The organism is Coprothermobacter sp. (assembly GCA_013824685.1).
Taxonomy (GTDB): Bacteria; Caldisericota; Caldisericia; order Cryosericales; family Cryosericaceae; genus Cryosericum.
In genome coordinates this window covers 21,895-32,616 of the sequence record PNOG01000016.1, presented here as the reverse complement: position 1 = coordinate 32,616, position 10,722 = coordinate 21,895, and the positions used below count along the sequence as shown (strand labels likewise).

Here is a 10,722-nt window from a genome sequence, read left to right as displayed (position 1 = left end):
AATAGTTGACAAAGGAGAAATCGTCATGGCAAAGTATGTAGGAGCAATAGATCAGGGCACGACCAGCACCCGGTTCATGATCTTCGATCATGCTGGACAGGTTATCGGTATCGACCAGAAAGAGCATGAGCAGATTTATCCCAAGCCCGGCTGGGTTGAACATGATCCAATGGAAGTCTGGGCATCCACTCAGGCGGTCATAGCCGGTGCGCTTGCAAAGGCACATGTTGATGCAAAGGATCTCGCAGCAGTCGGCGTCACGAACCAGCGCGAGACCACGGTGGTCTGGGACAAGAACACTGGCAAGCCGGTCTACAATGCCATCGTATGGCAGGACACACGTACTGACCTCATCTGCAATGAGCTGGCAAAAGTCGGTGGACAGGATCGCCTTCGTGCCAAAGTAGGACTCCCCCTGGCCACCTACTTCTCCGGCCCCAAGATCAAATGGATTCTTGACAACGTCCCTGGCGCCAGAGAGAAGGCCGAGAAGGGCGAACTGTATTTTGGCAACATGGACTGCTGGGTCATCTGGAACGTGACGGGCGGAGTCAATGGCGGCGTTCATGTCACCGATGTCTCGAATGCCAGCCGCACCATGTTGATGAACCTCGAGACCCTCGACTGGGACGAAGAGATCCTCAAGCTGATGGGCATTCCGCGCTCTATGCTCCCCGACATCAAGGCCTCTTCGGAAGTGTACGGTACAGCCGTTGGCGCACTCGCAGGCATTCCTGTCGCCGGTGACCTTGGCGACCAGCAAGCAGCTCTCTTTGGCCAAACCTGCTTCAGCGCGGGAGAAGCCAAGAACACCTACGGTACCGGCTGCTTCATGCTGCTCAACACTGGAACCAAGCCCGTTCCTTCCAAGAACGGTCTCCTTACCACGCTCGGCTACAAGATCGGCAAAGAGCCCGCCGTGTACGCCCTTGAAGGTTCCATCGCCATCACAGGCGCTCTGGTTCAGTGGCTGCGCGACAACCTCGGCCTGATCCAGAAATCCTCCGACATCGAGCCCCTGGCCAACACGGTCGAAGATAACGGTGGCATCTACTTCGTACCTGCATTCTCCGGCCTCTTCGCCCCGTACTGGAAGAACGACGCTCGTGGTGTCATCGTCGGCATGACCCGTTACGTCAACAAGGGTCACATCGCTCGCGCCGCACTCGAAGCGACTGCGTATCAGACCCGCGAAGTCCTCGAAGCCATGAACAAGGACTCCGGCGTTCCGCTTACCGCACTCAAGGTAGACGGCGGCATGGTGTTCAACGACACATTGATGCAGTTCCAGTCGGACATCCTCGGCGTTCCCGTCATCCGCCCGAAGGTAGCCGAAACTACCGCTCTCGGTGCTGCCTATGCAGCTGGCCTCGCAGTTGGTTTCTGGGCCAAGGTCGAAGATCTGCGCGCCAACTGGGGCGTGGACAAGACTTGGGAGCCCAAGATGGACAGCGCCAAGCGCGCCAAGCTCTTTGACGGATGGCTTGAAGCCGTCAAGCGCACGTTCGGTTGGATAAAGCAGTAGAACTATTGCTGTAGGCTTCTCGTATCTCAAACGAGCCGCGACCGGCGGTCGCGGCTCGTTTCTGTCTGGCCAGAGTCGATCAACGATGCCCCGACTCTATTCTCTGGAAGTACGATACTGAACAAAAAGGAATGGCGAATATGGCGGATAAAACGTATGATGTCATCATCATAGGCGCGGGTGTAGTCGGGAGTATGGTGGCCCGGTTTCTCTCTCGCTACAAACTTGATATCCTTCTGATTGAAAAGGATTCCGACATCGGCATGGGTGCTTCCTCCGCGAATACGGCGATTATCCATGCCGGTTATGACCCCAAGCCAGGTACGCTGAAGGCCGAGATGAACGTTGTGGGAAACCAGATGTTTGATCAGCTGGCAGGCGAACTCAACTTCTCCTTTGAGAGGCGCGGAGATTACGTCGTTGCCATAGGACCCGAGGAATTTGGCAAGCTTGAGGGTCTGCGGCAGCAGGGACTTGAGAATGGGGTTCCCGGAATGGTCATCATCAATGGTGCAGACGTTCGTCGGCGGGAGCCCAACATCAATCCCGAGGTGAGCGGTGCACTGTGGGCGAGTACCGGCGGTATCTGTGACCCCTTCGGCGTTGTAGTTGCCGCTGCGGAGAATGCCGTCGTCAACGGGGTCACCCTTATGACCGACACAGCATTTCAGGACTTCATCATGGAAGGAAAGCGCATCGTCGGCATCAAGACAAATCGCGGCGATTTCCGGTCTCGCTGGGTCGTCAACAGTGCGGGCCTGTATTCCGATGTGGTGATGCACAAGGCCGGCCTGCGGCCGGAGTTCAAGATCACGCCTCGAAAGGGCGAGTATTACGTCTTCGACAAGGCCGAGATCACCATCAACAACGTGCTCTTCCCTGTGCCGTCTGAAACCAGCAAGGGTATTCTGGTTACCACGACCGTGCATGGCAATACGATCATTGGACCGAATGCCTTGGAGATCGAAGATAAAGAGGACCGGTCCATCACTCCGGAAGGATTGGATGAAATCTGGCAGGGAGCTCTTAGCCTGGTGCCGTCGCTGAGTCTAAGATATGCGATAGCCGAATTTGCCGGACTCCGCCCCGGCGGCAATGCCCCAAGCCCCAACCCGAATATCAAGTACAACAAGGATTTCATCATCGAGATTCCCAAAGAGGTCGATGGATTAGTCAATCTTGGCGGCATCGAGTCGCCCGGGCTTAGCTCGTCTCCTGCCATTGCTGTCCGGGTCGTCGACCTGCTCAAGGGCGCTGGTGAGAAGCTGGAGGAGAAGTCGGATTGGAACCCCATACGCAGGGCTCGTCCGCGTTTCCGTGACATGTTGCCGACTGAACAGAAGTTGCTCATAGAGAACGATCCGAGCTATGGACGCATCATTTGTCGCTGCGAGAACGTCACCGAGGGCGAAATCGTGGCCGAAATACACGCACCCATACCCGCGCGCACCTACGACGCCATAAAGCGGCGCACCTGGCTGGGTACGGGACGCTGTCAGGGTGGTTTTGATACTCCGCGTGTCGTCGAGATTCTTGCGCGCGAACTGGGTGTCTCACTGCTCGAAATCAGCAAGAAGGGTAAGGGATCAGAATTCCTTGTCCGGCCGACCAAGGACAAGGAGGCAGAATAATGCTAAAGGAAAAATACGACGTGATCGTCATCGGCGCTGGTCCTGCCGGCCTGGCTGCGGCGATAGAAGCAAAGAAGACGGGGGCTCAGGATGTGCTCGTCATCGAGCGGGCACAGGAGCTGGGCGGGATTCTGCAGCAGTGCATTCATAACGGATTCGGCCTCCTAATATTCAAGAAGGACATGCCGGGTCCTGCCTATGCGCAGCATTTTATCGATGAGCTCGCAGGGCTTCACATCGATACGTTGCTGGACGCGATGGCACTCAATGTGACCAGTGAACGGCATGTGTATGCGACGAGTCGGTGGTCCGGTTTTGTGGAGCTTGACACGAGGGCCCTGGTGCTCGCCATGGGCTGCCGTGAGCGAACGCGGGCACAGATTGCTTTGCCGGGAACAAGGCCGGCGGGCGTGTATACTGCGGGAACGGCCCAGCGCTTTGTCAATATCGAAGGCTTTATGCCTGGCAAGCGCTTCGTGATTCTTGGATCGGGCGACATCGGCATGATCATGGCGCGCAGGCTTACCTTCGAAGGTGCCAAGGTAGAACGAGTGCTGGAAATCATGCCCTTCCTGACCGGCCTGACCCGCAACTATGTGCAGTGCCTTCTGGACTACGATATTCCACTCCAGCTGCAACATACGGTCAAGCGTATTATCGGCAATGACAGAGTAGAAGCGATAGAGTCGGTTCAGATCGATAAGCAGCGCCAGCCGATACCCGGCACCGAGGAGATCATTCCCTGCGATACGCTGTTGCTTTCAGTGGGCCTCATCCCGGAGAATGAACTTTCGCGCAAGGCGGGCGTTTCACTTGACCCCGTCACCGGTGGCCCATTTGTCGACGAAAAAATGCAAACCAACGTGTCGGGCATCTTTGCCGCGGGCAACGTGGTCCATGTCTACGACCTGGTGGATTGGGTGACTCAAGCCGGGCTGCTATGCGGGCGGAACGCGGCGCAATACGCCATTGCTGAGCGCAAACACCACGGCCGACGGGTCAAGATGAAAGCCGGAGACAATGTTCGGTACGTCGTCCCTCATGTTCTGGACAAGGAAAGCCTTGCAGAATCGGCCCAGCGTTTACAGATGCGTGTGACACTGCCGATCGAGGAACCCGTCTGGGTCGAAGTCATGAACGGCGAAGAACGCGTGACCAGAAAGACGGAACTCTACGTGCGCCCGGGCGAGATGGTCAATATCGACATTCCACAGTCTGCCTACGACGCGGTGCAACGCGCGTCCGAGCTGAGCGTGCGAGTCGTCAGGCGATAAGGAGACTGATATGGCGCATGAACACAGGAAGTTTATCTGCATTACATGTCCAAGGGGCTGTGCCTTGGACGTGACGATAGAGGGCGAGACCGTTGTCAAGATGGAAGGGAATAGCTGCAAGCGCGGCATCGACTATGTGACGGGGGAACTGAAGGACCCGCGGCGCATGGTGACGACCACGGTTCGGGTGAAAGGTGGCGTGCATCCTCTTGCACCAGTCTACACCGAATCGCCGATTCCCAAGCCGCGTATTTTTGATCTGCTGGCCGAAATCCGGAAGATCGAGCTTAAGGCTCCCGTAAAGTTCGGGGACGTCGTCATTGAAAACGCGCTCGGTACCGGCGTCAACATTCTGGCAAGCAGGAATATTCCGGCAAAGAGCGAGGCATCATAGGAGCTGACATGGCAAAAAACTTGCAGGAGAAGAAAGGCGTCATCGTACCGCCAGAAACACCGACACCCACTGTCGAGCCGAAGCCTGGGCTGAGTCAGAAGAAGCAACCACGCTACTGGATCAGACTCGCAGTATTCCTCGTGCCGCTTATCCTCAGTGAGATCATGTTCTTGAAGGGCGGAAGAACATGGAGCGCTGTGATATTTCCCGTAGCCTGGGTAGCCTTCTTCTACTTCCAGATGAAGCGGGGCGGATGGAACGTTTTCAAGCCCTGAAGAGGTAGCGAATGTCTCAACTGAACGCCCTCCCGCGCATGCGCGGGAGGGCGTCTTGGTTCCCGGAATCAGGTATTCGCTGTCTGCCCTGTGGTGGACGCGGGCGTGACAACAATGTGAAAATCCGGGTTGCATTGCCCTCTCGGGCACTATACTGTTGCCGGTTGCAGCAAACAGCAACTCCCCTTTCCTTTTCCACATTGCCCCAGGCCTAACCCCCCGGGGCGTCTTCTTTTCTGGGCACAGGCCTCCTCGGTATTCAGATGAACGCGTCCTCATAGGCAAAACCCCCGGCGTAAAACCGGGGGTTTTGTGGTTGTACTGGAACAGATTCTAGTAACCGGTCGGAACGGTCCAGGCTGGAACTGCGATCGGATCGGTCGGCGGAACGATCGTGCCGTCGATGATATCCTTACGAAGGGTGTCGATCTTGGCAATCTGGTCTGCAGACAGGACCTTGGCAACGTTGCCCTGGGCCCAGCCAACACCACCATCGGTCAGTGAAAGAGTGATGGGTCCGGACGTGAAGGCGTTGTCAGCAACAGACTTGATGGCCAGCCATGTGGCGAAGTCGACGTGCTTGATGGCGGACGTCAGCGTTCCGGCAGGGTACAGGTTCGGGTTCTTGCCCATGTCGACGTCGACACCGATGCCCCACAGACCCTTGTCAGGCCCGCCGGCTTCCTTGAGGGCTTCGAACATACCGTTGCCAGTGGCTCCGGCAGCGTGGAACAGGATATCGCACTTCTGAGCAATCATGGTCTGGGCGATAAGCTTGCCCTTGGGCTGGTCGCCGAAGCTGCCGGCATAAACGTTGGCCACGTTCTTGCCGCCGGTGCCGTAAGCCGTCTTGTTGGTTGTCTTGATGCCGGCGAAGAAACCTGCCTCATAGCGCTGGACCGGCGGAACGGGAATACCGCCGATGTAGCCGATCTTGTTGGCTTTCGTCGCATAGCCCGCGATGGCGCCGACAAGGAACCCGCACTGCTCTTCCTTGAACAGGTAGTCGACAAGGTTGGGGAGGTCAGGGAGAGGTGCAAACGTGGTGGGGTCGGAGGGAACGGCGTCGATCAGCATGAACTTGACGTCTGGGTGATCCTTGGCGACCTGATAGGTGGCGTCGGCAAGCATGAAGCCGACAGCGATGATGAGCTTGCAGCCCTCATCCTCGGCGAGCTTGGTGAGGTTGGGGACGTAGTCCGTCTGTTCCTTTGACTCGAGAACAACAGGGGTGATGCCAGGGATCGGAGCGATATTCTTGTCGGTAAGGTCAGGGGCGTTGTCAGCCAGCGACTGTGCATAGTCTGCATCAGACATGGCAGTGTAGCCACCACCCTTGACGTAGGACTTCTGAGCAGCCCAGACCTCGAGGCCGCGCATGGCGGAGTCGTTGAATGACTGGTCGCCACGGCCGCCGACGTCGGTGACAAGGCCAACTTTGATCTCGTCGACAACCGGCGCGGCCTTCTTGCATCCGGTGAAGACAGAGGCAGCAAGAACTAGAATCAGTACAACAGACAGCAGTCTTCTCATTTGTTCTCCTCCAGAACAGAATAGCCTGATAGTGAGTATTGTGGCACAAATGCGCGATCGATATCGCGACACCGGCGGTTGCGCCGGTCTGTCAGTCATATGCCAAGCTCACGTGTCCGCGGTTCACCTCCCACCCACCATCCATGTCTGAGCACATACTCACAATCTGAGTATATCCAACTGTCAGCGAAGCGCATCAGGCTGGCCTCAGTTTCCTTGAAGGCTGTTCACTGACGCGCCTCACCGTATCGGTTTGGGTCTGCGTGTTGCAGCACCAACCCCCGGCATGAAGCCGGGGGTTGGCAGTCGATGTTGAAGCAGAGTCTAGTAACCGGTCGGAGCTGTCCAGGCCGGGACGGCTTTGGGGTCTTCGGGAGGAGTGATCTTGCCGTCGATGATGTCCTGACGAAGGGTGTTGATCTTGGCAATCTGTGCGGCAGACAGGACCTTGGCAACGTTGCCCTGGGCCCAGCCCACACCACCATTGCGAAGAGACAGAGTGATGACGCCAGGGGTGAAGGTGCCGTCGACGATGGACTTGACGGAGATGTAGGTGGCGAAGTCGACGTGCTTGAGAGCCGATGTCAGCGTGCCGGCAGGGTACAGGTTCGGGTTCTTGCCCATGTCGACGTCGACACCGATGCCCCACAGACCCTTGTCAGGTCCGCCGGCTTCTTTGATGGCTTCGAACATACCGTTGCCAGTGGCCCCGGCAGCGTGGAAGAGGATATCGGCCTTCTGACCGATCATGGTCTGGGCAATCTGTTTGCCCTTGGGCTGGTCGCCGAAGCTACCGGCGTAGACGTTGGACACGTTGGCGCCAGCAGTGCCGTAAGCCGTCTTGTTGGTTGTCTTGATGCCAGCGAAGAAACCTGCTTCATAGCGCTGGACCGGCGGAACGGGAATACCACCGATGTAGCCGATCTTGTTGGCCTTCGTCGCATAACCGGCGATGGCGCCGACAAGGAACCCGCACTGCTCTTCCTTGAACAGGAAGCAGACAAGGTTGGGCAGGGTGGGCAGAGGAGCCCACGTTGTGGGGTCGGAGGGAACGGCGTCGATCAGCATGAACTTGGTCTTTGGATGTTCCTTGGCGACCTGGTAGGTGGCGTCGGCAAGCATGAACCCGACGGCGACGATGAGCTCGCATTTCTCGTCCTCGGCGAGCTTGGTGAGGTTGGGGATGTAGTCGGTCTGCTCATTGGATTCAAGGATGACTGGAAGGACATTCGTGAGTGGAACAATATTCCGGTCACTGAGGTCCGGGGCGTTGTCGGCCAGGGACTGCTTGTACGCGGCATCGGTCATCGCCGTGTATCCGCCGCCCTTGACGTAGGACTTCTTGGCTGCCCAGGTCTCGAGGCCGCGCATGGCGGAGTCGTTGAATGACTGGTCGCCACGGCCACCGACGTCGGTGACAAGGCCAACCTTGACAGTGCTCGTGATAGGAGTCTTGGAGGTGACGCTGACCACGCGGGTGGTTCCATTCCAGGCGACAGTCAGTCCGGACTTCTCAGAAACGAAGCGGATCGGAATAAGCGTGCGGCCGGCCTTGGAGATGTATGCGGCTGCATCCATGAGGAAGGCGTCACCATTGACCTTGACAGCCTTCTGGCCAATGACGAACTCGAACTGCGTAGCGCCGAGGAGGACGCCTACCGTCTTGGTGGCGGCGTCATAGTTGACGTCGGCGCCAAAACTCTCGCCCACCAGACGGATCGGCACGAACGTGCGCGAATCCGTAATCTCCGGGGCCTGGTCACCCGTCTTGGTAATCCCATTTAGCGTGTAGTTGAGCTTGCCGATCGTCAGAATGAGAGAGGTCGTCGTCGCAGCAGTAGCAGTGGATACACCAGCAGTGAGCCCCGCAATCATTGCCAGGACGACGAGAAGTGAGACAAATCTCTTCACGTTTACCTCCATAATTGGATGTGGTACACCTTGGGGCACATGTCAACGCTCCACCCATAAGACTAGGCATAACACCTCTTCGGTCAAGACGTGCAATGCCCCGCCCGCGGTGGGAGACCCAGCCGGTCCGGCAGGAAGCTAGGTCTAGAGATACTGCAGACGGCCCTCGACCTCTGCTTGGAGGTTCTGGTGGTTGCGGAGGTATTCCTCGACGACGTCTCGGCCAGACGTTGCAAGCAGGTGGGGCTGCTCCAGCTGTGCCAGCTCTGCTCCGGTCAGCTGCAGCCCGACGGTCGAGTTCTTGTAGTGATATCCCTGCAGGCAGATGGAGTACCGTGACGAATCGTCGACCGGAATGCCGTTCAGGGTAAGTGATACCAGCTCATGCTTCACCAAGTCATAGATCGCCTTCACGCCTCTGTTCACCTGGTAGTACTCGCCCTCCCCATTGCGGTTCTCCGGGCGCATGAACCCTGCGAACGCATGCCGGAGTTGTGCGCCGGTCACGGTGAACCGGGTGACGGAGTCGTCGTAGGGAAACAATGCGAGGTAGTCGCCAAGCGTGACGACGGGACCCAGTTCCGTCTTGCGGATGCTGCCGCTGCCGACGAACGCGACGTCGACGCTCGTCTTCTGCTGGATCGCATCGGCGAACAGGTTCCCGAGTTCCGTTTCGCGTGTGCGTTCCGGGTGCGTGAGCGTGCGTGGAAACTTGGAGATGATACTGCCGTACTTCTTGTCGACGACGTCCTTGAACCCGTCGATGAACGCAGTGAGCTGCTCGTCGGGCTGACAGTGGGCGCTGTCGATCGGGACCAGCTTCCATGTCCAGTCGACGATGCTGTTGGTGTCGTCGTCCACGGTGACGTCGAAGCGTCCAATCTGGTCGGTGCCGGTACCTGCCTGTGTGATCAGGACGTTGTTGACGATGGCGGGCTGCTCCAGGATCGTGTGGCTGTGCCCTCCGATGATTATATCGACGCCCCACGCGGGGTCCAGCAGGCCCGCAAGCTCCTTGTCGGACTCGAAGCCGATGTGGGTCAGCAGGACGGTCAGGTCGATGTCGTCGGTCTTGTAGGCGTTGCAGATCTTCCCAACCTCACTGGCGGCCTCCTGGAGCGTGATGAACGATGACAGCATGTTGTCGGTCTTCAGCATGTCGATGACTTTCTCGGTGATGATCCCGATAAACAGGATGTCGAAGCCATCGACGTTCTTCACGACGTATGGTCTGAAGAGGCGCTTGTTGTACTGCGTGATGTACAGGTTTGCGTTGACGATGGGGAAGTTGGCCATCTTCTCCAGGAAGAGCAGGTGGGGCAGGCCATAGTCGAACTCGTGGTTGCCCAGGGTGGCGACGTCCGGCGCAAGGTAGTTCATGATCTCTATCGTGCTGATTCCCTTGTACTCGGCGTCGATGAGGGAACCCTGCACCATGTCGCCCGCAATGCAGTACAAGACGTTCTTTTCCTCGTTCCGGACCTGATTGATGTACCCGGACAGCAGTGACAGGCCTCCGATAAGGTGGCCCTCTTCGCCGCGCATCTCTGCGAGAAAATCGCCGTGCATGTCGTTGCTGTGAAGGATGGTGAACCGTTTCGTGATACCCATGGTGGCCTCCTGTGGAGAATGGCAGTGAGAACCTCTGGAGACATTCTCTGAGACGAAGGTCCCGTGTCAAGCCTGCGCCGCTTATCATGAAGGCTGGTCATTCAATGGAGTCGCCTCGCGCCACGTCACCATTGCCACGAGCGCCGTGCTGCGTACTATTGACCAAAAGGACAGGAGGAAACTGTGGCGACGATACAGGACTTTGAGCAACTCGACATCAGGACGGGGACGATCACCGCGTGTGAGCTGTTTCCGCAAGCCCGCAAGCCGGCGTACAAGCTGGTCATCGACTTTGGGCCCGACGTGGGCGTCAAGCGTTCCAGCGCGCAGATCACGGCTCTCTACGTTCCGGAGCAGCTTATCGGACGCCACGTGCTTGGCATCGTCAACTTTCCCAGCCGTCTCGTGGCGGGATTCCTGTCAGAAGTGCTGGTCCTCGGCGTCTACACACCCGAAGGGGTGGTGTTGATCGGCGCAGACCGTCCGGTGCCCGACGGGCTCAGGCTCGGCTGATCCAGAGGTGTTGCGCCACAGCGCGCTGCGCCTATCATGAGAGAGAACCTCAATC

General features: G+C 57.8%; 9 protein-coding genes. 6 read left to right on the top strand and 3 right to left on the bottom strand.

Annotated features, from left to right (window positions below; translation table 11 throughout):
* Positions 1 to 25: 25 nt before the first annotated feature.
* The 5 genes from glpK to C0398_05260 all read left to right on the top strand — a co-directional run bounded on the left by glpK (position 26) and on the right by C0398_05260 (position 5,099).
* Positions 26 to 1,525, top strand: a complete 1,500-nt coding sequence (gene glpK / locus C0398_05280) for a glycerol kinase (protein ID MBA4365403.1) — start codon at positions 26 to 28, stop codon at positions 1,523 to 1,525.
* 140 nt (positions 1,526 to 1,665) lie between these two features.
* Complete coding sequence (locus C0398_05275) at positions 1,666 to 3,156, top strand: FAD/NAD(P)-binding oxidoreductase (protein ID MBA4365402.1); 1,491 nt, start codon at positions 1,666 to 1,668, stop codon at positions 3,154 to 3,156.
* Complete coding sequence (locus C0398_05270) at positions 3,156 to 4,430, top strand: pyridine nucleotide-disulfide oxidoreductase (protein MBA4365401.1); 1,275 nt, start codon at positions 3,156 to 3,158, stop codon at positions 4,428 to 4,430. Before C0398_05275 ends, C0398_05270 begins: the two co-directional genes overlap by 1 nt.
* A gap of 10 nt (positions 4,431 to 4,440) precedes the next feature.
* Entirely contained in the window at positions 4,441 to 4,824 is a 384-nt protein-coding gene (locus tag C0398_05265) for a molybdopterin oxidoreductase (protein MBA4365400.1), read from the top strand.
* Positions 4,825 to 4,832: 8 nt separating this feature from the next.
* Complete coding sequence (locus tag C0398_05260) at positions 4,833 to 5,099, top strand: hypothetical protein (GenBank protein ID MBA4365399.1); 267 nt, start codon at positions 4,833 to 4,835, stop codon at positions 5,097 to 5,099.
* Positions 5,100 to 5,432: 333 nt separating this feature from the next.
* Here the strand turns inward: C0398_05260 and C0398_05255 are convergent, their stop codons facing one another.
* From C0398_05255 to C0398_05245, 3 genes are all read right to left on the bottom strand, one after another.
* A complete protein-coding gene (locus C0398_05255) occupies positions 5,433 to 6,632 on the bottom strand; it encodes a BMP family ABC transporter substrate-binding protein (GenBank protein MBA4365398.1) in 1,200 nt (399 codons plus the stop codon).
* Between the two features lie 324 nt (positions 6,633 to 6,956).
* Positions 6,957 to 8,555 carry a hypothetical protein gene (locus tag C0398_05250; GenBank protein ID MBA4365397.1) on the bottom strand — a complete coding sequence of 533 codons (1,599 nt, stop codon included), beginning with the start codon at positions 8,553 to 8,555 and terminating at the stop codon, positions 6,957 to 6,959.
* 132 nt (positions 8,556 to 8,687) lie between these two features.
* The gene (locus C0398_05245) at positions 8,688 to 10,154 is read right to left on the bottom strand and encodes a bifunctional metallophosphatase/5'-nucleotidase (GenBank protein ID MBA4365396.1); all 1,467 of its coding nucleotides are present in this window, start codon (positions 10,152 to 10,154) and stop codon (positions 8,688 to 8,690) included.
* Positions 10,155 to 10,337: 183 nt separating this feature from the next.
* On the opposite strand from C0398_05245, the gene C0398_05240 reads away from it, so the two are divergent.
* Positions 10,338 to 10,667 (top strand): tRNA-binding protein, encoded by a 330-nt coding sequence (locus C0398_05240; protein MBA4365395.1) that lies wholly within the window; start codon positions 10,338 to 10,340, stop codon positions 10,665 to 10,667.
* Positions 10,668 to 10,722 lie beyond the last annotated feature (55 nt).

Excerpts from the sequence above, each read along its gene's own strand:
- glpK (MBA4365403.1), top strand. The coding sequence starts at position 26 with ATGGCAAAGTATGTAGGAGCAATAGATCAGGGCACGACCAGCACCCGG.
- C0398_05245 (MBA4365396.1), bottom strand. The coding sequence starts at position 10,154 with ATGGGTATCACGAAACGGTTCACCATCCTTCACAGCAACGACATGCAC.
- C0398_05255 (MBA4365398.1), bottom strand. The coding sequence starts at position 6,632 with ATGAGAAGACTGCTGTCTGTTGTACTGATTCTAGTTCTTGCTGCCTCT.
- C0398_05250 (MBA4365397.1), bottom strand. The coding sequence starts at position 8,555 with ATGGAGGTAAACGTGAAGAGATTTGTCTCACTTCTCGTCGTCCTGGCA.
- C0398_05275 (MBA4365402.1), top strand. The coding sequence starts at position 1,666 with ATGGCGGATAAAACGTATGATGTCATCATCATAGGCGCGGGTGTAGTC.
- C0398_05260 (MBA4365399.1), top strand. The coding sequence starts at position 4,833 with ATGGCAAAAAACTTGCAGGAGAAGAAAGGCGTCATCGTACCGCCAGAA.
- C0398_05265 (MBA4365400.1), top strand. The coding sequence starts at position 4,441 with ATGGCGCATGAACACAGGAAGTTTATCTGCATTACATGTCCAAGGGGC.
- C0398_05270 (MBA4365401.1), top strand. The coding sequence starts at position 3,156 with ATGCTAAAGGAAAAATACGACGTGATCGTCATCGGCGCTGGTCCTGCC.